This window comes from Streptomyces sp. NPDC006365 (genome assembly GCF_042870755.1).
GTDB lineage: Bacteria > Actinomycetota > Actinomycetes > Streptomycetales > Streptomycetaceae > Streptomyces > Streptomyces xiangluensis.
The window spans coordinates 108,138-130,679 of sequence record NZ_JBIAHS010000003.1; the positions used below are offsets into that span (position 1 = coordinate 108,138).

Below are 22,542 nucleotides of genomic sequence, written 5' to 3' on the forward strand. Positions count from 1 at the left end.
GTTCATGGGCGCACTTCAATTGCCGTCTCGGCTGTGCCGGCTGTAGCCGCGAGCAGGCCGCGCAGGACGTACGGCATGACTCCGCCATGGCGGAAGTACTCGACCTCGCGTGGGGTGTCCAGGCGGACTCGGGCGGCGAACGCGCGGCCGTTGGAGAGAACGCGGACCGTGGCCGGGACGCGGCCGGTGTTGAGGGTTTCCAGGCCGGCGACAGTGATCGCTTCGGCCGCGGTGGGGGCCAGGTCGTCGGGACCGCCGTCGAGGAGTTCCAGGGGCAGGATGCCCATGGCGATGAGGTTGGACCGGTGGATGCGTTCGAAGGACTGCGCGATCACCGAGCGGACGCCCAGCAGCGCGGGGCCCTTGGCGGCCCAGTCCCGCGAGGATCCGCCGCCGTAGTCCCGCCCGGCCACGACGACCATGGGAACGCCTGCCGCGCGGTAGGCGGCCGCCGCGTCGTGGATCGGGCTTTCACGGCCGCCCGCAAGGAAGTTGAGGGTACGGCCGCCGCGGGTGCCGGGAGCAACCTGGTTCCGGAGCCTGACGTTGGCGAACGCGCCCCGCATCATCACCTGGTGGTTTCCGCGCCTGGAGGCGTACGTGTTGAAGTCACTGCTGGGTACGCCCAGTTGGGCGAGATACCGGGCCGCGGTGCTGCCCCCGGTGATGGCGCCGGCCGGGGAGATGTGGTCGGTGGTGACCTGATCGCCGAGTTTCACCAGCACCCGCGCCCCGATGATGTCCCGTACGGCCTCGGGTTCCCTCGCCATGTTGTCGAGGTAGGGGGGCCGGCGGATGTACGTGGAGTCCTCCTCCCACGCGAAGCTCTCGGTGGCCGGCACGCTGATGTCCTGCCACCGGCGGTCGCCGGCGAAGACGTTCGCGTAGGCGTCGGTGAACATCGTCGCGTCGATGCTCCCGGCCATCACGGCCGCGATCTCCGCCGGGTCGGGCCAGATGTCGTGCAGGTAGACGGGGTCTCCCTGCGGGCCGTGGCCGAGGGGCTCTGTGCGGAGGTCGACGTCCATCGTGCCGGTGAGGGCGTAGGCGATGACAAGGGGCGGAGAGGCCAGGTAGTTCATGGCGACGTCGGGCTGGATACGGCCTTCGAAGTTGCGGTTTCCCGACAGCACGGACGCGACGGTCAGACCGGTGTCGGCTATCGCCTCGGACACCGGGCCGATGAGCGGACCGGAGGCGCCGATGCACGTCATGCAGCCGAACCCGGCCAGGTGGAAGCCGAGGGCCTCCAGGTCGGGGATCAGGCCGGCGCGCCGGTAGTAGTCCATGACGACCCGTGAGCCGGGGCTGAGGGTGGTCTTGACCCAGGGCTTGCTGCGCAGTCCCGCCCTGACGGCGTTCCGGGCCAGCAGGCCCGCGCTCACCATCACCGCCGGGTTGGAGGTGTTGGTGCAGGAGGTGATGGCCGCGACGGCCACCGCTCCGTCGCGTACCTCGTGCGCGATGCCGTCGATGACGACGGTGGCGGTAGTGGCCGTGTCACCGTTCGTGCCCTGCTTACGGATCGAGTCGACGGCGGTACGGAAGCGGGCCTTGGCCTGGTCCAGCGGAACGCGGTCTTCCGGCCGGGAGGGCCCGGCCAGCGAGGAAACGATCGTGGACAGATCGAGGTCGACCGTGCCCGTGAACCGGGGCGCGCTTGCCGGGTGGTGCCACAGGCCCTGCTCCTTGGCGTACGCCTCGACCAGAGCGACCTGAGCCTCGGACCGTCCGGTGAACCGCAGATAGCGCAGCGTCTCGTCGTCGACGGGGAAAAGAGCACAGGTCGAGCCGAACTCGGGGCTCATGTTCGCGATGGTGACGCGGTCGGCGACCGGCAGGGCCGAGACACCGGTGCCGTGGAACTCGACGAACTTACCGATGACTCCATGGGCCCGCAGCAACTCCGTGATGGTGAGCACCAGGTCGGTGGCCGTGGCTCCGGCGGGGAGCGCGCCGGTGAGACGTACGCCGACGACGTCCGGGACGAGGGCGGACATGGACTGACCGAGCATCGCGGCCTCGGCCTCGATACCGCCGATGCCCCAGCCGAGCACACCGAGCCCGTTGACCATCGTGGTGTGCGAGTCGGTGCCGAGACACACATCGGGGAACGCGAGGCCGTCCTCGACCATGACCACGCGGGCGAGGTGCTCCACATTGACCTGGTGCATGATCCCGGTGCCGGGCGGCACGACCGAGAAGTTCTTGAGCGACTGCTGTCCCCACTTGAGGAAGCGGTACCGCTCGCCGTTGCGGGCGTACTCCAGCTCGACGTTGCGGGTCAGCGCGTCCGGCCGTCCGAAGACATCGGCGATGACCGAGTGATCGACTACGAGCTCCGACGCGATGACGGGATTGACCAGCCCGGGGTCGCCTCCCAGGGTGGCCATGGCGTCCCGCATGGCGGCCAGGTCGACGACGGTCGGCACCCCGTTGGTGTCGTGCAGGAACACCCGCGAGGCGTACAGGTCGACCGGTGTCTCCCTGGCCCCGCGCGCCAGGATCGCCTGAGCCTGATCGTCGCCCCGGCTCGTGCCGTCGTGGAAGCGCACCACGTTCTCCAGCAGGATCCGCAGACTGACGGGGAGGTCGGCGGGGGCCAGCCGATCGATGCGGTGGTACGTGAGCGACTGCCCGGCGACTTCGAGGCGCGCCCGGGTGCCCAGTGTGTCCAGCCCGGAGCCCGCCAGATGGTTACGGCCCCTCATGATGCCTCCGTAGGGGCTGATTCGGATTCGGAGAGCCGGTTCCAGGCCCCCGCTGCCACCCGCTCGCGCAGGGCGCGGGCCGCCGGCAGCGGAGCGCTCAGGACCGGCAGACCGAGCGACTTCTCCACTCCCGTGCGCGCGGGAGAGAGGGAGAACATGCCGAGGATCACCATCCGCGTCAGCCGATTCACCGAGTCCTGAACTGCCGGGATGAGGTGGCCGAGGAGCAGAACACTGCCGAACCGCCGACGGGCGACCTCGGCGAAGAGTGCTTCGTCCGAGCTGAGCATGGGCAGCCTGTGTTCCCGGCGGGCCTGTTCCAGAACCGGACCGTACATGGAGCAGGACAGCAGGACGGCGTCCGCGCCGCCGTGGACGGCGTAGGCGATCAGGGACAGCATCCGGTCAGACAGGGCCGGGGTGAGCCCGCCGGACGCCTCGGCGTCGCTGATGAGGCGGTCGTCCAGCAGGCTCCACACCGATGCCTCGGGGTAGCCCTCGGCGAGGGCGGTCCTGGCCGGCTCCACCGACGCCGAGGTGGCGTTGATGACGGCCGCTGTGGGCGGGCGACCGGCCCGGTGCCCGCTCACAGTCGCCCGATCGAGGCCGCGACCGCCTCGGCGAACTCGCGGCACCCCGCCGACCCGCCCATGTCCTTGGTGCTCGTTCCCCGCGCGAGGGTCGAGGTCACGCCCTCCTCGACGATCCGTGCGGAGCGTGTCAGTGCCTCGTCCTCGTACCGGGCGCCCAACCAGTCCAGCAACATGGCGGTGGACAGGGTCATCGCGACCGGATTGGCGAGGTCCTGCCCGGCGATGTCCGGCGCGGAGCCGTGTGCCGCCTGTGCCATCGCGCGGTCCTGGGAGGCGTTGAGGGACGGTGCGACGCCCAGCGATCCGGCCAGTTCGCCGGCCAGGTCCGAGAGGATGTCGCCGAACATGTTCTCGGTGACCAGGACATCGAACTCGTGCGCCCGCCGGACCAGATGCACGGTCATGGCGTCGAGGTGGAAGTCGTCGACGGTGATGTCGGGGTATTCCAGGGCGACTTCACGGCACACATCGCGGAACAGTCCGGTGGTCAGCTTGAGGACGTTGGCCTTGTGCACGATGGTGACCTTCTTGCGCCGTCGCGCGGCCAGCTCGAACGCCTCCCGGGCGATGCGCTCGCATGCCGTGCGCGTGATGATGCCCATCGCCATGGCGACGTCCGGCGTGGGCATGAACTCGCCCGTGCCGCGGTGGGTGTTGCGGTCGGCGTAGAAGCCCTCGGTGTTCTCCCGCATGATGACCAGGTCGGTGCCGGGGACGACGGGGTGGCCGCCCTCGAACGCCTTGGCCTGGCGCACGTTGGCGTACAGGTCGAAGTGCTTGCGGATGGTGCCGCTGGGGTTGAGCTCACAACGGAACGGTTCGGGATAGGCCGCGCTGTCGTGCGGGCCGAGCAGCCATCCGTCGGTCTCGGCGAGGGCGGCGAGGGTGGCCTTGGGAGTTGCCTGCCCGAACTCCTCGATGGCCCGGAAGCCCAGGGGCAGTTCCCTCCAGTCGATGGACGGGGCGCCGGTGGCCGCGAGGGCGGCGTCGGCGATCAGGACCGAGGCGGGAACAATCTCGGGGCCGATGCCGTCGCCGTACAGGACACCTAGGGTGTAGCGGCGGGGGGTGCCGGTGGGGGTCACGGGACTCCTTGTGTCTCTGGAGGAGTGGGGAATTCAGCCGGTGACGGTCAGGAGAGCCTGGGCATCCTCGGAGAGCACGGCGGTGTCGGTGTAGACGAGGCATGCCTCAGGCTGGACGCTGAGGCTGACCTGGCCGGTGAGTCCGCCGCGGTCGCTGACGACCTGGACGACCAGGTCGCCGACCTTGAGGTCGTACTCGAACCGGGAGCCCAGGTAGGAGCTGGTGAGCACCTCCGAGCTGATGACGTTGGCGCCCGGCGCCGCCTGGTCGGGAGCCGCCAGCACGGAGAGGCGCTCGGGACGGATGGCGACGGTGACGGTGTCGCCCGCACCCAGTCGCTGGGTTGTCGTGACCGACACGGCCTGGTCGTTGGCCGCCAGTTCCAGGACGGCTCCGTGCCGGGTGGCTTCGGTGACCGTGGCCTTGAGGAAGTTGCAGCGGCCGACGAATGCGGCGACCTCGGCGGTGGCCGGGGTCTCGTAGATCTCCTGGGGCGTGCCGACCTGGAGCATGTGGCCGCCGGACATGACCGCGATGCGGTCGCTCAGGGCGAGGGCCTCGTCCTGGTCGTGGGTGACGTAGACGGTGGTGATGCCGAGGTCTTCCTGGAGCCGTTTGAGCCAGGCGCGGGCCTGTTCGCGGAGTTTGGCGTCCAGGTTGGACAGCGGCTCGTCGAGGAGCAGGACGCTGGGCGAGTAGACCAGCGCCCTGGCGAGAGCGACGCGTTGCTGCTGGCCGCCGGACAACTGGTGCGGATAGCGCTCGCGCAGATGGAACAGGCCGACCTTGTCCAGGGCGTCGTCGATGAGCTGGCGCTGCTCGGCCTTGCCGACCTTGCGGATCTGGAGCGGCATCGCGAGGTTGGCGGCGATGGTCTTGTGGGGCCAGAGAGCGTAGGACTGGAAGACCATGCCCAGGTTGCGGCCCTCGGGAGGCACGAACAGCTTCCTCTCCGTGTCCACGAAGGTGGTGTCGCCGACGGAGATCGAGCCGCCGGAGGGCTGTTCAAGTCCGGCGACGCAGTTGAGGGTGGTGGACTTCCCGCAGCCGCTGGGGCCGAGAAGGGTGAAGAACTCGCCGTCCCTGATGGTGAAGTGGATGTCGTCGAGGACGACATTGGTGCCGAACTGCTTGTTGAGGTGCGAGACCTTGACGTCAGGCATCGGTGTTACGTCCCTTCAGGAGGAGTCCGGCGAGCCCGACGAAGGCCGCGGTGATGGCAATCTGCAGGGCGGCCAGTGCGGCGACGGAGCCGGTGTTGCCCTGGACCCACAGTTCGAGCATCGTCGTACCGATGATCTTGCTGTCGGCCGAGCCGAGGAAGACGGCCGGGGAGTACTCCTTGAGCATCGTCACGAAGGTGAGGACGAGCGCACCGCCGAACGCGGGGGTGAGGAGCTTGGCCAGGATCATGGTGAAGGCCTTGATCCAGTCGGCGCCCGAGACCCGGGCCGCGTTGTCGAGTTCCTGGCCGATCTGCATGATCGACGGTGCCAGGGATCCGAATCCGGTGGGCAGGGCCCGCAGTCCGAAGCCGATGATGATGGCCCACAGGGAGCCCTGGAGCACTGTGCCGATGTTGAACGGGGCGTAGGCGAAGGCCCAGAACAGGCCGATGCCGACGATGATGCCGGGCATCGCCTGAGGGGCGAGCGCCAGGTATTCGGTGGCCCGGCGGAAGCGGAAGGTGGAGCGGCGCGCCACCATCACGGCCAGCAGACCGAGGACGCTCACCAGCACCGATCCGACGCCTGCGACGATCAGGCTGTTGATGATGGAGTCGGTGTAGGCGGTGTAGTTGAAGATGCGTTCGTAGTTCGCCGTGGTCAGGGTTCTCAGCGGGGACTGGAGCGGGCTGAACACCAGGGTGAACGAACGGAAGATCAGGCCCACGATGGGCACGAGGGCGCCCATCACGACGTAGAAGACGATGGAGAGCAGGCTGATCCACTTCAGCCAGCCCAGGTCGAGGCGGCGGGGACGGGTGGCCTTGCCGCGCACCGAGACGAACCGCTGGGCATCCTTGAGGAGTTTGGCCTGCACGGCGACCAGGCCGACGGTGACGAAGAGGATGAGGGCGGAGGCGGCGCCGAGCACTCCGTAGTCGGGATTGGTCGACTGGAGGCCGTTGCGGTAGAGGAAGGTCGAGAAGACCTGGATGTTGGCCGGCTGCCCGTACAGCAGCGGCACACTGAGCGTCTCCACGGACATCGAGATGACCAGGATGGAACTGTAGACGATGGGCGGGCGCAGCATCGGGAGGATGACCTGGAACAGGATGCGGAGCGGTCCCGCTCCGCACACCTGGGCGGCCGACTCCAGCGAGGCGTCACTCTGACGCAACGCACCCGCACAGAACGTGTACGCGATCGGCGCCAGGGCGACGGCCTCTGTGAGCGCCATTCCCGGGATGGAGTAGAGATTCCAGGGGACAGAGCCCAGCACGTCGCTGACCTTCACGCTGACGAACCCGGCGGGCCCATACATGGTGATCCAGCCGAAGCCGAGGATCAGCGACGAGATGAAGAACGGCCACTGCATGGCGCCGGCCAGCAGCCGTCCGCCGGGAATCTTCGTCCGCACCACGGCCACCGCCATAGGGATGGCGATGAGCAGCGTGAACACGGTCGTGAGCCCCGCGAAGAGCACCGTGTTGAGAGCCACCCGGCCGAAGCCGGCCTCGGTGAACAGCTTGACGTAGTTGTCCAGGCTGAGCACGCCGCCGGCCTCGTACAGCGGTCGGTCGAGCAGTGACTGGTACAACGTCGGCACGACAGGCGCGAGGACGAGAAGTGCGAGGACGATGATGACCGTGTAGTGCAGCCACACCTCGCGTCCGCGGCCGAGGACGCGCCGGTACCTGGGTGCCGGGTGACCGCCGGTCCGGGGCGGGCTGTCGCTGCTCGGCGGCGATGTCGGCGTCGTTGTAGCGGACATGGTTTCTCAGCGCCTTTCGTGGGTCTGGCGGATCAGCGGCCGAGGAGCCCGTCCCAGCGGGTGGTGAACGTCTTCACCTCGTCGTCGGGGACCTTGGTGTACTTGACGTCGATGACGTTCTTGTCGCCGACGGCCTTGACCAGTTCCTGGTAGGTGTGACGGCCGTCGGTTGCCTCGATGCCGTCGCGGTACGACGTGAGACCGCCCTCGGCGACGGCGCGCTGGCCCTCCGCCGAGAGGACGAAGTCGGTGAACAGCTTGGCTGTCGCGGGGTGCGGGGCCTTGGCGGCGATTCCGACGCCGCGCGGCAGAACAACGGTCCCGTCGTCGAGGAACGTCAGGTCCAGCAGACCGCCGCTCTGCTCCACCTTGGGATAGGCGGGGCCGGCGCTGACGAAGAAGCCTGCGAGGTACTCACCCGAGAGGACCTTCTCCAACTGGGTGCCGGAGGACGACTCGGCTTTGCCGAGGGGCAGCAGCTTCTCCAGCGACGCCCACGCCTCGGGCCGGGCGTCGGTGAAGGCGTGGGAGACGGAGAATCCGAAGGCACCGGCCACGTCGCGCGTAGTGATCTTGCCCTTGTAGGTGCCGGGGTCCTTGGCCACGATGTCGGCGAGCGACTTCAGCCCGGTGGGCTTCTCCTTGACGAGCGAGGAGTTGTAGATGAGGGACATCGGGTCCATCGACATCGAGTACACGTTCGGCAGGAGCGTGGCGCTTGCGGGGAGCTTGGCCAGCTCGGGCGACTTGTAGGGCATCAGGGTTCCGGAGCGCTCCGCGAAGTCGGCCCACGCCTGCGGGGCGTTCGACACCAGGACGTCCGCGGGTGAACCGCTGGTGGCCTGTTCGCTGAGGACCCGCTGGAAGACCTCGTCGCTGTCGAGGTTGTTGGCGGAGATCTTCTTGACCCAGGAGTACTTCTTCTGGAAGTCGCGGAAGATCGGCGCCCAGTTCTCCTGGTCCGTGTTGGAGTAGATGGTGAGGGTGCCGCCCTCCTTCTTCGACGCCGCGATGACGTCCTTGTACGCGGCCGGGTAGTACGACGGGGCCTTCCCGGACTGGATGACGTTGTCGGCGCCCGGCTCCTCGCCTCCGGAGCCACAGGCCGAGACCAGGGCGAGCGACGCCACCGCGCCGAGGGCGAGAGCGGTCCGGAACAGGCGGCGGTGTTGTGCGGTCGCGGTGGCCTGGCCGGCATACGGCACGATCCTGCGGGGGGTAGCGGTCATGCTCTTCCTCCTTGAAGAGACCAGACGTGCGCCTCAGGTGAGTCGCCGCAAACAGTGACGGTTATAACCTATGACGTCAACCCTTCAGGGTTGAATCCGCGCGCCGTCAGCCAGGGCGAATCCCGGATGAGCGCCTTACGAGAACTCCCAGGGAAGGCGATTTCACCAGGCTCCCGCAGAGTAGGATGACCATTGGCCAACCACCGCCGAAGCGATACGTTATAACCGTCGATACTCAGAGGGGGCCGCATGTCGCAGCCGGTTGAGGCGTACGAGACGAAGAGCGACTTCGCCTACCGCCAGGTCCGCGACCGGATCCTCTCCGGGGAACTGGGGCCCGGCTCGGTGATCCAGCAACGGGAACTCGCAAGCTTCATCGGCATCAGCACCACGCCGTTGCGCGAGGCGCTACGCCGCCTCAAGAGCGAGGGCCTGGTCGAACTGGACGCCCACCGGGACGCCAGGGTCTCGCCGTTGCGCGCGGAGGAAGCCCGCGATCTGCTGGAGATCCGACGGTCCCTGGACCCACTGGCCGCCTCACTGGCTGCCGAACGGCGCACCAACGCCGACATCCAGGCCATCCGCGCCGCAGCGGAGGGCCTGGCACCTCTTCACCCCCACCCGAGCGTCGCGCAATTGGTGGCACACCGCCGCTTCCACGCCGCGATCTACACCGCGTCCCACAACGACCTGCTGATCGGGACCTTGGAGGCCCTCTGGGACAAGGCCGACCGCTATCGCCTCCTGGCGCTCCGCACGGACCCGGGCCAGGACGCCCGGGACCAGAAGGCCAAGCAGCATGAGGCCCTCGTCGAATGTGTCGCCCTGGGCGACAGCGCCGGCGCGGCAGAGGTCATGCGCAAGCACATCGACACCAGCCTCGGAGCGACAGCAGTGTGGCGGCTCAGTCATTCCGACACCGCCGACGGAACCTGATTCCGTCCTGGTGACAACCAACGGCGCCATCACCGACAGGGGCAGGGGACGGGCAAGGGCCACTCCCGACTCCCAGTTCGCCTGCTTCGCGACGCCCATCCCCCTCCGCGACCGCCCCTTTCCGGCCCCCCGGAACCCGGTGCAGCTCGCGGTGAACCCTGATACCGCACCCTGGAGTTGCGATGCACACGACACCCATGGCCACCGCCGACCTCGTCGACGAGCACGGAGACCACCTGCGCGTCTGTGACGTGCAGTTCACCTCGTACGGGGCCGTCCAGTCCTTCGCCGGTCCCGTACGCACTGTCTCCTGCCGCGAGGACAACGCCCTGCTGCACGAGTTGCTCCGCACACCCGGCGAGGGCTGCGTCGCGGTCGTCGACGGCGGAGCCTCGCTGCGCACCGCGCTCCTGGGGGATGTGATGGCCGGGCGGGCACGTGACAACGGATGGGTCGGCGTGATCGTGTACGGGGCCGTCCGTGACAGTGCCGTTCTGGCCGGAATGGAAATCGGGATCCAGGCCCTGGGCACCAACCCGCGCAAGAGCGGGAAAGCCGGCACAGGCGCCGTCGACGTACCCGTGTCGTTCGGCGGAGTCACGTTCATCCCCGGCGACATCCTCCACGCCGACCACGACGGAGTCGTCCTCCTGCCGAGTGCCTGACCCCCGCAGGTACCGGGGCCGGATACCGGATGCGACACACTTCCCTCAGGACGACCGGGGGGCGTCCGGACGGTGACCGTCACGATCAGGTTTCCGCTTTCCCGGGGCGCGGTGCGGGCGCCGCCGCCATGGGCAGCGGCCACGGCGCGGACGATCGACGGGCCCCGTTCGAAGCGGCGGTCAATGGATCGCTTTCCTTGCGGTGCATCGCACGCGGTCGGTTGTTCGCACGCGGTCGGTTGCTGCATGCGGGCCGACAAGGCGCAGTTGTGGCGGTTTCTCGTCGGCGTGCGGAAGAGGGGCTATGCCTGCTTCGAGGCGAGTTCGACGACGGTGATGTCCGACGGCGCGCCCACACGGACCGGCGGACCCCATGCCCCTGCGCCGCGGCTCACGTACAGCTGGGTGTCGCCGTACCGCTCCAGGCCGGCGACGGTGGGGTTGGCCAGCTCGGCGAGGAGGTTGGCGGGCCACAGCTGGCCGCCGTGGGTGTGACCGGAGAGCTGGAGGTCGACGCCGTGGCGGACGGCGTCGTGAATGACGACGGGCTGGTGGGCGAGGAGGACGGAGGCGCGGGAGCGGTCACGGTCGCCGAGCGCCTTGCCGAGGTCGGGGCCCTGTCCCTCGTCTTCACCCTGGACGTCGTTGACGCCCGCCAGATCGAAGCCGGGCAGTTCCGTACGGGCATTCTCCAACGGGCGCAACCCCAGCTCCCGGACCTTCTCGACCCACTGTTCGGCGCCGGAAAGATATTCGTGGTTGCCGGTAACGAAGTAGGAGCCGTGCCGTGCCCGCAGCCGGGCGAGTGGTTCGACGGCCGGGGCGAGGTCCTCGACGCTGCCGTCCACCAGATCACCGACGACGGCGATCAGGTCGGGCCGGGTGGCGTTGATGGTGTCGACGACCCGCTGCGAGAATCCGCGACCCAGGATCGGGCCGAGGTGGATGTCGCTGACCACCGCGATCCGGAAGCCGTGCGCGCTGCGAGGCAACTTGGCCAGCGGAATGGTGAGCCGCTTCACTGCAGGACCACGGAGTACGCCGTACGTGCCGTAGCCGACGGTGCCAAAAGCCACAGCCACGGCCGCCCCACCCACGACACGGGAGACGAAGAGGCGGCGCGAGGGAGCGGAGCCGGGCGAGTGCTCGGGCTCCGGGCCGCGCGGGTGTTCCGGCACCGTGACCGGCTCGGCAGTGGCCTGCGCGGTACCAGAGTCGCCGAGGTCCGCCCGGCCGGACCGCTTGTCGCCGAAGGCGACGAGTTGATCCTGGTCCTCCGCCGGACCGGGCTCACCGGGCCGTGCAGCCGTGGTGTCCACCACCGGTGAGGCCCGTCGCTCAGTGTCGGCGCCTGCGTCCCGCCGGGCGAGCCACCACCGCAGCCCGGGCCGGACGGCCTCGCCTGCCAGCAGTGCCAGCAGCAGATACAGGAAGAGGGCCAGCCACAGGTCTCCGGGCCAGGCAATGACGCGCTGGAGGACGAAGGGGACTCCCGCCGATCCGCCCGCCAGACCACCGATCGTGAGCACCGGCCCGGCCACGAAGACGGCGTTCCCGACTCTCCGGTGGGTGGAGCGCGGGAGCGAGGTTTCGCGTATGAGACGGCGCCACGCGTACCAGTGGAGCGTGACGAACGCCGCCAGAACGGCGACTGCGATGACGACGAAGACGATGACCACGGCCTGGCGCAGCCCTTCCCTCGAAAACGTGGCGTTCGGCCCGCGGGCCGAACGAGGACAACCGCACGGCACCGACCTGGGCATGGCCGCTGGGTCGTCGAACCGCACGACGTGCGCCCCGAGGCGCGCGAAAGCTCGAGCGTGCGCCACGGCGCTTGCGGAGGGACGCGCGAAGGCCCGCGGCTCGAGCGTCCTGGGCGGCAACGGCGTCATGGCCGGGTGTGTGTGGCGCTCCTGGTGGTGAGCAGGCGTCCGCCGTCTGGCACTGGCGAGCAGGAGAGCCCGTGCCGACAGGCAGTGGACGAGATGGCTGACGACGAAGGTCGCCTCATGGTCACCGGCACTGCGCCGGTCCGCTCGGGAACCGGGGGTCGGCCGACGTGATGACGGGCCTCGTCCCTACCGTGTCCGGCGGTCGCGCCCGTCATCACAACGCTACTCGTGGGACGGTTTTCCTTGAGGCGTTTCGACGGCCCCCGTTCTCCTTGGGGCTTTTCACAGCCCCGGATGTCACGAGAGGTCGGCGAGGTCTTCTTCGCTGAGGGTGATCCCGGCGGCGGCCATGTTTTCCTCCACGTGCGAGAGGGAGCCCGTGCCAGGGATGGCCAGGGTCACCGGCGAGGAGGCCAGCAGCCAGGCCAGGCCGATCTGCGACACGGTGGCGCCGTGCCGGGCAGCGACCTTGGCCAGCCGCTCGTCGTCGAGTTCCCGGCCGCCACCGAGCGGGAAGAAGGGCACAAACGCGATGCCGGCCTCCTCGCAGGCAGCCAGCAGTTCCACGTCGTTGCGCTTGGCGGCGTGGAACTCGTTCTGCACTGCCACGACCGGGGCGATCGCGCGAGCCTCCGCGAGATGGCCGGTGTCGACGTTACTGAGGCCGAGGTGACGGATCAGACCCTCCTCGCGCAGCGCCGCGAGGGCCTCGAAGCGGGCGGCGAGGGACTCGCCGCGCGGAGGTTCCATGCGGCCGATGCGCAGGTAGACCAGGTCGAGGCGGTCCACGCCCAGGCCTTCGAGGTTGGCCTCGACATGGCCACGCATGTCGGCCGGGGTGGCGTGGTGGAGTCCGCCGTCGCGGATGACGGGGCCCACCTTGGTGGCGATGACCAGGTCGGACGCGTAGGGATGGAGGGCCTCGCGCATCAGGGTGTTCGCGCGTACCGCACCACCGGCGCTGAAGTAGAAGTCGGCGGTGTCGATGTGGTTGGCGCCCAGCTCGACGGCGCGGCGCAGTACGGCACGGCCGGTCTCGGGGTCGCGGGCGGGACCGCCCATGCCCTCCTTGGACGGCAGACGCATGGTGCCGAAGCCGAGGCGGTTGACGGCCAGGTCGCCGCCGAGGCGGAATTCATTACTCATGGGCCCAGCCTGCACGGCCCGGAACCCGCTGACGAGGCTGTGGCACCTTGCTGCCAAAGGCACAATGAACGCATGCCACAGAACATGGCCCTCAAAGGTGATCTTGAGCTCCGCGCGCGGATCAAGCCCTTGGTGGAGTTGTTTGACGCGGAATGGGTCAGCGCCGCACGCGACCTCGACACCTGGCCCGGCGCCCGCGAGTCCGCCCGCCTGCGGATACGACGTGACGGAGCACGTCAGGCCCGTAAGCTGTACAGTCCCGCCGTGCTCGCCGACGAGCACGACCGGGAGATACTGCGGGAGATGGCCGCCCACGGCATGCAGGTGCGGATCACCACCACCCCATTGCGCCAGGGAACGGTCTTCATCGACCGACGAACCATGTTCCTCACCGACCCCACGCCCCGGACCCGGTCCACTCACGGTCGTGGTGAACGTACCTACACGATGAGCGCCGAACCCGCCCTGGTCAGCGGGGTGTACGCGCTGTTCGAAGCCGCGTGGGAGTCGGCCACCGACCTGGCGGCCTTCTTCGACGCCGACCGGCCCCGGATCGACACGAAAGCCCGCGAGGTGCTGTATGCACTGGGCTCCGGCATGACCGACGTGACCGCCGCACGCGAACTGGGCATGTCGCTGCGCACGTACCGCCGCAGGGTCGCCGAGCTCCTCGTCGCCCTGGGCGCGGACTCCCGCTTCCAGGCCGGCATGCGTGCGGGCGAGTTGGGCCTGACCCGCGGGTGAGCAGACCTTCGCCCGGGCCGAAGCGGGTCAGGCGCCGAGGTTCGGTTCCCGCCTGATCGAGGCCGACGCCGCCTTGGGCCCGGTGTCCTCCGGTGTCCGGTCCTGCGACCACGTCATCATCGCCAGGTCGGTCGTATGCCCGGCGGCTTCCCCATACGTGGGGTGAGGGTGGCCGGGGTGGTGCCACCAGCCGACTCGATTTCACATCCCGGCCGCGGTGGGCGCGGTCGTCCGGGCGGAACCGCCCCGTCATGACGCCCCCCACGGGGCTCGAGCCCAGCGGAATCGAAACAACTTGACCAGCGGCGAGCACACCGCTCGGTCCACCACGCCGCCGAGGCGCACGACCGTTTCGCCAGCCCCGACGAGGAGGCTGTTGCCAGCACATTACTTTCAAGGTAGCTTTCAGGAAAGCTTTCCTATGAGAGGAAGATGCGGCCATGGCCGAGTCCCGATTCCTGCTGCGCAACGGCTACGTCATCGACACCGATCCCGCGCCGATCGCCCGGCCCGGCACCGATGTCCTGATCGAGGGCGACCGGATCGTCGAGGTGGGGCCAAGACTGTCGGCCGACGGCGCTACCGTGATCGACGCCAGCGACCGGATCGTGCTGCCGGGGTTCGTCGACACCCACAGGCATCTGTGGCAGACGGCGGTGCGCGCCGGGGCCGCAGACCTGGACCTGGGCGCTTACATGGGGCTGGTCCTGGGGCAGTACGGTCCGCGGTTCCGGCCGCAGGACATCCACGCCGCGACCCTGGTCGGCGCGCTGGATGCCTTGGACACCGGCATCACCACCCTGATCGACTACTCGCACGCGCTGCACACCCCCGAGCACGCCGACGCGGCCATCGACGCCCTCCACACGTCAGGGCTGCGCACCGTGTTCGGCTACGGCTTCCCGTTCCACGGCGACCAGCACCCCTCCGACATACGCCGGATCCGCAGCGAGCGCCTGTCCGACGACCACGCCCTGGTCACCATGTCGCTGGCCCCGGCCGGGCCGTCGTTCTCACCGATCGAGACCGTGACCGCCGACTGGCACCTGGCCGACGAGCTGGGCCTCCCCCTGACGATCCACGTCAGCAGCGGTCCGGTCGCCGCGCGGCCGATCACCGCCCTGCGCGAGCACGGCCTGCTCCACGGCAACACCCTGTATGTGCACGGGAACTCGCTCGACGACGACGAACTGAAGCTGATCGCCGAGTCCGGCGGCACCGCCTCGGTCACACCTGCCACAGAAGCTCAGATGCGGGTCGGCGCGCCCGTGGCCGGCCGACTGCGCAACGCCGGCGTCACCGTCGGCCTCGGCGTCGACGCGGTCTCCTCACTGCCCGGCGACATGTTCGCCGTGATGCGCGCGGCGTTGCTGGCCAGCCAGATCGCCGACAACCCTCCGCTGGCCGTGGGAGACGTCCTGAAGATGGCCACGCTCGACGGCGCCGCCGCACTGGGACTGGCCGACCGCATCGGCTCGCTGAGCCCCGGCAAGCAGGCCGACGTCATCCTGCTGCGCCTGAACGATCTCAACATGCTCACCACCGAACGCGACCCGATCGCCGCTGTGGTGACGGCCGCGAACCCCGACAACGTCGACACCGTCCTCGTGGCCGGACAAGTCGTGAAGGCCAGCGGCAAGCTCCTCCACGGCGACCTCACCCAGGCCGTCCGTGCACTGCGCGCCACCGCAGCCACCGTCAATGATCACTGACCCGCGGCCCCACTACGTCGCAGGCGGAGCTGTCCCGTAAGCGGCGGTCGGGTCGGCACTGATCGAACGTTGCCGGATCCGGACGACTTCCCACCTCTCCGAGGAGGCCTTCGCCCACTACGTCGACATTCAGAACCTGCAGCGACAGCAGGCCCCCGAAGACGTCGCCAACCTCGTCGCGTTTCTCGCCTCCGACGACGCCTCGTTCATCACCGGCCAGGTCCACCTGGTCGACGGCGGCCTGCGACGTCGCTGAAAACCGGCAGGGGCGCGCAGGTCGTCGCACAGATGAAGCCCGCGTGAACGACTCCCACCAACGCCTTCGAGCGCTGGGAAAGGCCTTGCGCACAACCCGAAGCTCAGCCTGAGGAGCCCCGCGCGGTCACGCGCGGGGCTCCTCGCAAGATCAGGGGGCGAAAGTCGAGAGCATGCCGACCGCCTCCGTGGGGTGTTGTCGAACCGCTGACTCCAGGGGCCGGACACGAGAGGCAGCCGGCCGGTCGTAGGTCGACACCGTTCGCACCGCGATGACAGCGACCATCTCAGCCACGGTCGTCAGCGGGCCGGAGAAGTGGGGGCACGGACTCCACCGAGGACAGGCACGGACTACGCCTGCCAGAGCAGGAATCATGTACACCGCCCATGCACCCGAGACGGCCGCGCGCAGCGCGGACGCGTAATCGAGATCCCGGAGCTTCTCGGCACCGGCGTCACTGTGCGTGACGGCGGCTTCTTCAGACCCGGCCCTCGGCTCGGGCGTCCCGCGCCGCGGAGCCGCGAGGGAGCAGGGCCGGGCAGGCGGTGATGAGGTCCCGAAGTGCGGCGGTCGCGGCATCGACGATTTCTGCCGGCACACCCTCGAAGAAGGCGTCGTGCTCGGCCGACATGGCGAGGACCGCGCGCTCGGCGAGCGTGATGCCGTCCGGCGTCAGCCGTATCCAGGTACTTCGGGCGTCAGCCGGGTCGTCCTCCCGCTCGACGGCGCCGCGGGCCACCAGTCGGTGGGTGACGTTGGTGGTACCGCCGGTGGAAAGCATCAGGGAGCGGGCCAACTGGTTGGGCTTCATGCGGTATGGCTCACCGGCCCTGCGCAACGTCACCAGCACGTCGCACTCAGCGACCGTCAGCCCGAGTTCGGTCAGATCGCGCCGCGTGATGCGGTCCAGGGCCGCGGAGAGGAACATGATCCGCTTGCTCAGCTCCGACGAGGGGAACACGACCTCGGGCAGTTCCGCACGCCACGCCTGAATCCACTCGTCCACGGGATCTGATGTCGCTGTCACCTTCTAAACTATAGGTCACTAGCGCAATAGCTTTACGGAAAGCTTTCACCTCGCGGCGCGACTTCGGCTTCCCTCGCCCTCGATCGCGGGCGTGATCCCGAGAGTCTGCTCCAGCATCCACAGCCGCACGCCGGCCTCTCGGGAGGCGACCTGCCCTCGGCCTCGGGCCCCACCGTGGTTCGGATGAGCAGCGGCGGGTCGGTGCCGGTGATCAAGCTCTCTGCGGTCCGGGCCGGAGGCGGTGGCTACCGGTCAGCGACCGCTGATCGCGGCCGCGGTGGCGCGCAGGGCCCTGGCGGTACGGCGGAGATCGGCGTGGACCAGCCGGCCCGCGGCCTTCACGACCTTCCCTGCCACAAGGACCGTGTCCACGTTGTGCGACTGCGCCGCCGTGACCACCGCCCCGATGGGGTCGCGCTCGGCGGTGAGCATGCTGAGGTCGTCCAGGCGGAGCATGATGATGTCGGCCTGCTTGCCGGGGCGCAGCGAGCCGGTACGGTCGGCCAGTCCCATCGCGGCGGCGCCGTCCAGGGTGGCCATCCGCAGGACGTTCTTGGCGGTCAGCTGGGGGTCTTCGGCGATCTGGCCGGCGAGGTGCGCTGCCCGCATCGTGGAGAACATGTCGCCGGGGGCGAAGGCGACGGTGTCGACGCCGGTGCCTGTGGTGATGCCGGCGCGCCGCAGGCGGCCGGCCTCGTCGCCGGGCGTGGCAGAGGCGGTGGCGCCCGAGTCGGCGATCAGCTTCAACTCGTCGTCGCCGATGCCGTTGGCGTGGACGTAGAGGGTCTTCTCGCGGAGCAGGCCGGCCTCGCGCAGGGCGAAGACGGGTTGTTCGTTGGTGGGGCTGCTGGCGAGGTGGATCGTCAGCGGCAGGTCCAGCTCGTCGGCTATGCGCCAGTCCTTGGCCACCGTCTCCATCGTGGTGGACAAGGGGCCGAGCGGGGCGTACGCCATGGTGACGAGCGCGTTGTCGTCGGCCAGACGCTCGCGGATCCGGCGGACGTCGGCGAGCCTCCCGCCCCCGGTGACGTTGACCGGGGTGCCGTAGCCGAAGACCGCACGCAGCCCCGCCTCCTGCAGGGCGCCGACGGCGGCGTTCGCGAGCTCGGGTGAGTACGCGATGTGCGCGAAGTCCAGCTGGGTGGTGATGCCGGCGTCGAGGCACTCCAGCGCGCCGGCCAGCGTCGCGATGTGTACGTCCTGCGGCCGGAACTTCGGGCCGACCTGCCCCAGGAGGCGGAAGTAGGCGGCGAGGTCGACGTCCACGGCCGCGCTGCGCAGCGCCGAGTGCCACACGTGCCGGTGGGTGTCCACGAAGCCCGGGAGCACGATGCGGTCGGTGGCGTCGATGACGGTGGCGCCTTTGGACGGGAGGTTGCGCCCGACGGCGGTGATCTTGCCCCTCTCGATCAGGACGTCGGTGTGAGCGTGGGCGACCGGCTGGGGCTCTGTGTCGATGACGTGGCCGTTGCGGATCAGGATGCGGCCTTTCGGCATGCCACTGCCAGTCTCTCCCGCCAGGTGCGCTGAGCCGGTGTGCCGACTTCCACCGGGCGCCGCGGTCGCCGGTGATCCGCTCAGAGTGACAGCGGCCGCGGCGGCGGCCGCCCCGGTCAGCACGTTTCGGCGGGGCAGATTCATGGTTCGTCTCCGTTGTCTCGGAAGGACTGGCGATGTTGGAAGTGGCCTGGGACCCGAAGGGCGAAAGCGACGCATCGAATCCCGTCGACGTGTGGCCGCGGCCATGGCGCCCGAAGGTGCCCGACGTCGCTCACGCCCCTTGGATGCCGAGAAGCCTTCCGGGGTCACCCGAAGGCTGACGGCGCGGCAGATCGACTCGCAGCCAAGGGCCGGCGCCAGGTGGACCGGCGACGCCGACCCCTCGGGGTTCACGCCGCATGCGGCCACCGGTTGCGAACAACTCAACCGGACAGCGGTCCGGTAGCGAGGTAAAAGCTAACGGACAGCAGTCCGCTTAGCAAGGGCTTCGGGCGGCGCACGCCCTCGTCCCGATACGCAATGACGTCGGGCCCCAACGCGCCCTCACCGCCGCCCAGTTCATGGCGGTCACGCTCGACGCGGCCTCACACTCGCCCGGCTCGCCGATCCCGAAGGCACACAGCCCGCCGAGCGAGGAACGGCGGCCCCGGCACCACCACGCACGCGGCGGACGCCGGCACCTGATGTCCGGACGGATTACTGGCTGAGGGGTTACTCCCTCTCTCCGGGCGGGAGAGGTGCGCTGCGCGGCGAGGCTCGCCTCCTTCGCCCTGTCCACGGTCGTCTACGTCAGAAGCGGGTTGCTTGAGCGGGCCGCCGCCGTGCCCCGGGGGAGGAGGTCTCGGCGGCGGCCCTGATGCCCGGCGGAGTCGTGTCGTACGCCGCCGGACGTTGGTGGGAACGCCTGGGTGGCCGGCGCGTGGACCGACCCACCCGGGTGTTCAGAGGAGGGCTTCGGGGGTGATGGGCAGTTCGCGGATGCGGCGGCCGGTGGCGTTGAAGACCGCGTTGGCGATGGCGGGCGCCACTCCGACGATGACGATCTCACCGAGGCCCTTGACGCCGATCGGGTCGGCCTCGTAGTCCTCCCCGTCGATGTAGATGGCCTTCAGTTCAGCGGGGATGTCGGCGTGGACCGGCACGAGGTAGTCGGCGAGGTTGGCGTTGACGATCCGGCCGTCGCGGTGGTCGGTGACCGTGTGCTCGAGGAGGGCCTGGCCGATGCCGCCGACCATGGCCCCGATGGCCTGGCTGTCGGCGAGTTTCGGGCTGATGATCCGGCCGGCGTCGTACACACCGACCATGCGCCGGACCCGTACCAGGCCGAGGCGGGCGTCGACGGCTACTTCCGCGAAGGTCGCGGCGTAGGCGTAGAAGGAGAACTTCTCCGATTCGGGCGCCCCGGCGTACGAGCCGAGCGCTTCGAGGTGGGTGCGGTTGTTGCGGGCCAGGAGCCGCTGGTACGTCTCCCCGCGCGCGGGGTTGTCCTTGACGTGCAACCGGCCGCCGCGTACCACGACGTCGGCGGGATCAACGCCGTGCAACGGTGATCCTTCGTCCTCGACCGCCAGCTTGATCGCCTGCTTGCGCAGTTTGTCGCCGCCGTCCAGGACGGCGGAGCCGACACTGGCCATGGTCCGCGATCCGGCGTGGATGGTGGCCGGGGGCATGAGGGAGTCGCCAAGCCGGAAGGTCACCTGGCGCATGGTCAGACCGAGGGCGTCGGCGGCGACCTGGGTCATGGATGTGGCCGTGCCGGGGCCCATGTCGCTGGTGGCGGACTGCAGCAGGGCGGTGCCGTCGGCGTCCAACCTGACCGAGACCTGGGCCTCGCCGCGTTGGGTGTCGTAGACACCGGCGGCCATCCCCATACCGATGAGCCAGTCACCGTCGCGCGTCGAGCGGGGCTTGGGGTTGCGCCGGTGCCAGCCGAACTCGCGGGCGCCGGCGCGGTAGCAGTCGCGCAGGCGGCGGGTGGAGAAAGGCAGATTGCTGGACTCGTCGTCGGCGGGTTCGTTGCGCAGCCGCAGCTCGATCGGGTCGAGACCCAGTTCGTGGGCGAGTTCGTCCATCGCCGACTCGACGGGGTAGGCGCCGCTGGCGTAGCCGGGGCCGCGCATGTACGTCGGCGTGTTCACGTCCAGCGGTACGAGCCCGTACGTCTGGCGGACGTTGGGCGTGCTGTAGAGCATCCGGCCGGGAACGAGAACGCCTTCCCTGAACGCTTCATAGCTGGAAGTCTCGGCGCGGACGTCGTGCGCTGACGCGGTCAGGCGGCCCCGCCGGTCGCTGCCCAGCCGCAGGCCGTACTCGTACGCGGGCCGGTATCCCACACCGAAGTACGTCTGCCTGCGGGTGAGCGCGAGTTTCACGGGGCGCTTCACCTCGCGGGCGGCCATGGCCGCGATGACGGTGTGCACCCAGGTTCGGCCGGAGCTGCCGAAGCCGCCGCCGACGACCGGCGCGATGATGCGGACCTTGTCCGGCGCCATGCCGAACTCGGCGGCCATGGTCATCACGCTACCTCCCACCCAGTTGGTCTTCTCCCAGAGGGTGAGCCTGTCACCGTCCCAACGGGCGACGGTGCCGGCCGGCTCCATCGGGTTGTGGTGGTTGCGGGCCATCCGGTACGCCAGGTCCAGCTTGACGTCGGCGGTCTCCAGTGCCCCGTCCGCGTCGCCGCGCGCATAGGTTTGGGGACTGCCCGTGGGGTCGGCGGCACCTATGTCGGTCGAGGGAGACTGGGCGTCGTAGGAGACCTCCACCAGGCTCGCGGCGTGCTGTGCCACCTCCAGAGTGGTCGCCACCACCACCGCGACGGGCTGCCCGAAGAACCGGACGCGGTCGTCCTGGAAGGCACGCAGCGACGTCGCGGGCGGCCATCCCCCCTGCAGAGGCGGGAGCTTGGGCGCGTTGAGGTGACTGATCACCTTCACAACGCCCGGCTGGGCGAGGGCGGCGCGGGCGTCGATGCCGGTGATACGGCCGCGGCCGACACTGCTGTCGACGATGACGGCGTGCACGACCCCGTCGGGGCTGTTGTCGGCGGCGTACTTCACTCTCCCGGTGACCCTCAGCCGTGCGTCGACCCGGGCGACGGACGCGCCGACGGCTGCCTGTGGCTGGCTCACTTGGTGCCTCCTACGGTGCGCAGCTGGCGTTCGACGGTCCGCTTGAGCAGCTCGGCCTTGAAGCGGTTGTGCCGAAGGGGGCGGGCCCCGTCCGCCGCCCGCTCGGCCGCCTCGGTCCACAGGGCCTTCGAGGGCCGCTCGCCGATGAGCTGCCGTTCGACGGCGGGCAGCTTCCAGGGCACGGTACCCACTCCCCCGGCGGCGACCTTCGCCTCGCGGATCACCCCGCCGCGGATATGCAGCGCGACGGCCGCCGAGGTCAGGGCGAACTCGTACGACTGCCGATCCCGCACCTTCAGATAGCCCGACCTGAGCGGGCGCGGGTAGACCGGGATTTCCACTGCGGTGATCAACTCGCCCTCTCGCAGCGCCTGTTCGCGGTTCGGAGTGCTGCCGGGCCGCAGCAGGAAGTCGGCGAACGGGACGGTGCGCTCGCCGTCCGGGCCCAGCAGGTGCACGCTCGCCTCCAGCGCCGCGAAGGCCACGGCGGCATCGGAAGGGTGCGTGGCCACGCAGGACTCGGACGTGCCCAGGATCGCGTGGGTGCGGTTGAAGCCGTCGCGGGCCGCACAGCCGGAGCCCGGCTCGCGCTTGTTGCAGGCTGCGGTCACGTCACGGAAGTAGGTGCAGCGGGTGCGCTGCATGATGTTGCCGCCGATCGTGGCCATGTTCCGCAGCTGGGGCGACGCGCTCAGCTCCAGCGCCTGGGAGATCACCGGGTAGAGGGTGCGGACCTTGGGGTGGGCGGCGGCCTCGGCCATCCGCACCAGCGCGCCGATCCGCAGGCCGCCGCGTTCGGTGGCCGTGACCTCGCGCAAGGGCAGGGCGCTGATGTCGACCAGCGTCTCAGGGCGTTCGACGGTCTCGCGCATCAGGTCGACCAGGGTGGTGCCGCCGGCGATGTAACGCCCGCCGCGGCGACCGGCGTCGAGGGCGCCCCGGGTGTCGGAGACCTTGGTGAAGGAGAAGGGATACAT

The 22,542-nt window shown here is 69.5% G+C and carries 17 protein-coding genes; 5 read left to right on the forward strand and 12 right to left on the reverse strand.

From position 1 onward, the window contains the following. Positions 1 to 2: 2 nt before the first annotated feature. The 6 genes from acnA to ACFYO0_RS09665 are packed head-to-tail and all read right to left on the reverse strand — an operon-like array spanning position 3 to position 8,556. Positions 3 to 2,711 carry an aconitate hydratase AcnA gene (acnA, locus tag ACFYO0_RS09640; RefSeq protein ID WP_388672995.1) on the reverse strand — a complete coding sequence of 903 codons (2,709 nt, stop codon included), beginning with the start codon at positions 2,709 to 2,711 and terminating at the stop codon, positions 3 to 5. Further along, complete coding sequence (locus tag ACFYO0_RS09645; RefSeq protein WP_388672997.1) at positions 2,708 to 3,301, reverse strand: hypothetical protein; 594 nt, start codon at positions 3,299 to 3,301, stop codon at positions 2,708 to 2,710. Before ACFYO0_RS09645 ends, acnA begins: the two co-directional genes overlap by 4 nt. Continuing rightward, positions 3,298 to 4,389 carry an isocitrate/isopropylmalate dehydrogenase family protein gene (locus ACFYO0_RS09650; protein ID WP_388672999.1) on the reverse strand — a complete coding sequence of 364 codons (1,092 nt, stop codon included), beginning with the start codon at positions 4,387 to 4,389 and terminating at the stop codon, positions 3,298 to 3,300. Before ACFYO0_RS09650 ends, ACFYO0_RS09645 begins: the two co-directional genes overlap by 4 nt. Before the next feature lie 33 nt (positions 4,390 to 4,422). Beyond that, positions 4,423 to 5,553, reverse strand: coding sequence for an ABC transporter ATP-binding protein (locus ACFYO0_RS09655; protein ID WP_388673001.1), 1,131 nt, complete (start codon positions 5,551 to 5,553; stop codon positions 4,423 to 4,425). Further along, positions 5,546 to 7,327 (reverse strand): ABC transporter permease, encoded by a 1,782-nt coding sequence (locus tag ACFYO0_RS09660; protein ID WP_388673003.1) that lies wholly within the window; start codon positions 7,325 to 7,327, stop codon positions 5,546 to 5,548. Before ACFYO0_RS09660 ends, ACFYO0_RS09655 begins: the two co-directional genes overlap by 8 nt. A 32-nt stretch (positions 7,328 to 7,359) precedes the next feature. Further along, entirely contained in the window at positions 7,360 to 8,556 is a 1,197-nt protein-coding gene (locus ACFYO0_RS09665) for an ABC transporter substrate-binding protein (protein WP_388673005.1), read from the reverse strand. A 249-nt stretch (positions 8,557 to 8,805) separates the two neighbouring features. On the opposite strand from ACFYO0_RS09665, the gene ACFYO0_RS09670 reads away from it, so the two are divergent. Together ACFYO0_RS09670 and rraA are read left to right on the forward strand one after the other, a co-directional pair. Next, positions 8,806 to 9,492 carry a GntR family transcriptional regulator gene (locus ACFYO0_RS09670; RefSeq protein WP_388673007.1) on the forward strand — a complete coding sequence of 229 codons (687 nt, stop codon included), beginning with the start codon at positions 8,806 to 8,808 and terminating at the stop codon, positions 9,490 to 9,492. A gap of 182 nt (positions 9,493 to 9,674) precedes the next feature. Then, complete coding sequence (gene rraA, locus ACFYO0_RS09675) at positions 9,675 to 10,157, forward strand: ribonuclease E activity regulator RraA (protein WP_388673009.1); 483 nt, start codon at positions 9,675 to 9,677, stop codon at positions 10,155 to 10,157. 302 nt (positions 10,158 to 10,459) lie between these two features. Here the strand turns inward: rraA and ACFYO0_RS09680 are convergent, their stop codons facing one another. Next, entirely contained in the window at positions 10,460 to 11,836 is a 1,377-nt protein-coding gene (locus ACFYO0_RS09680) for a metallophosphoesterase (protein ID WP_388673011.1), read from the reverse strand. A gap of 510 nt (positions 11,837 to 12,346) precedes the next feature. Further along, positions 12,347 to 13,195 carry an aldo/keto reductase gene (locus tag ACFYO0_RS09685; protein ID WP_388673013.1) on the reverse strand — a complete coding sequence of 283 codons (849 nt, stop codon included), beginning with the start codon at positions 13,193 to 13,195 and terminating at the stop codon, positions 12,347 to 12,349. A gap of 72 nt (positions 13,196 to 13,267) precedes the next feature. Between ACFYO0_RS09685 and ACFYO0_RS09690 the strand changes: the two genes are divergently transcribed. The 3 genes from ACFYO0_RS09690 (at position 13,268) to ACFYO0_RS09700 (ending at position 15,907) form a co-directional block, all read left to right on the forward strand. Beyond that, the gene (locus ACFYO0_RS09690; protein ID WP_388673015.1) at positions 13,268 to 13,939 is read left to right on the forward strand and encodes a DNA-binding response regulator; all 672 of its coding nucleotides are present in this window, start codon (positions 13,268 to 13,270) and stop codon (positions 13,937 to 13,939) included. Between the two features lie 440 nt (positions 13,940 to 14,379). Beyond that, complete coding sequence (locus tag ACFYO0_RS09695; RefSeq protein WP_388673017.1) at positions 14,380 to 15,651, forward strand: amidohydrolase family protein; 1,272 nt, start codon at positions 14,380 to 14,382, stop codon at positions 15,649 to 15,651. Between the two features lie 76 nt (positions 15,652 to 15,727). Further along, on the forward strand, positions 15,728 to 15,907 hold the full coding sequence (locus ACFYO0_RS09700; RefSeq protein WP_388674208.1) for an SDR family oxidoreductase: 180 nt from the start codon (positions 15,728 to 15,730) through the stop codon (positions 15,905 to 15,907). Between the two features lie 478 nt (positions 15,908 to 16,385). Here the strand turns inward: ACFYO0_RS09700 and ACFYO0_RS09705 are convergent, their stop codons facing one another. The 4 genes from ACFYO0_RS09705 to ACFYO0_RS09720 all read right to left on the reverse strand — a co-directional run bounded on the left by ACFYO0_RS09705 (position 16,386) and on the right by ACFYO0_RS09720 (position 22,542). Next, the gene (locus tag ACFYO0_RS09705) at positions 16,386 to 16,934 is read right to left on the reverse strand and encodes a MarR family winged helix-turn-helix transcriptional regulator (protein WP_388673019.1); all 549 of its coding nucleotides are present in this window, start codon (positions 16,932 to 16,934) and stop codon (positions 16,386 to 16,388) included. 252 nt (positions 16,935 to 17,186) lie between these two features. After that, positions 17,187 to 18,431 carry an amidohydrolase family protein gene (locus ACFYO0_RS09710; RefSeq protein WP_388673021.1) on the reverse strand — a complete coding sequence of 415 codons (1,245 nt, stop codon included), beginning with the start codon at positions 18,429 to 18,431 and terminating at the stop codon, positions 17,187 to 17,189. A 944-nt stretch (positions 18,432 to 19,375) separates the two neighbouring features. After that, positions 19,376 to 21,565 carry a xanthine dehydrogenase family protein molybdopterin-binding subunit gene (locus ACFYO0_RS09715; RefSeq protein WP_388673023.1) on the reverse strand — a complete coding sequence of 730 codons (2,190 nt, stop codon included), beginning with the start codon at positions 21,563 to 21,565 and terminating at the stop codon, positions 19,376 to 19,378. After that, entirely contained in the window at positions 21,562 to 22,542 is a 981-nt protein-coding gene (locus tag ACFYO0_RS09720; RefSeq protein ID WP_388673025.1) for an FAD binding domain-containing protein, read from the reverse strand. The genes ACFYO0_RS09715 and ACFYO0_RS09720 overlap by 4 nt, the downstream gene beginning before the upstream one ends.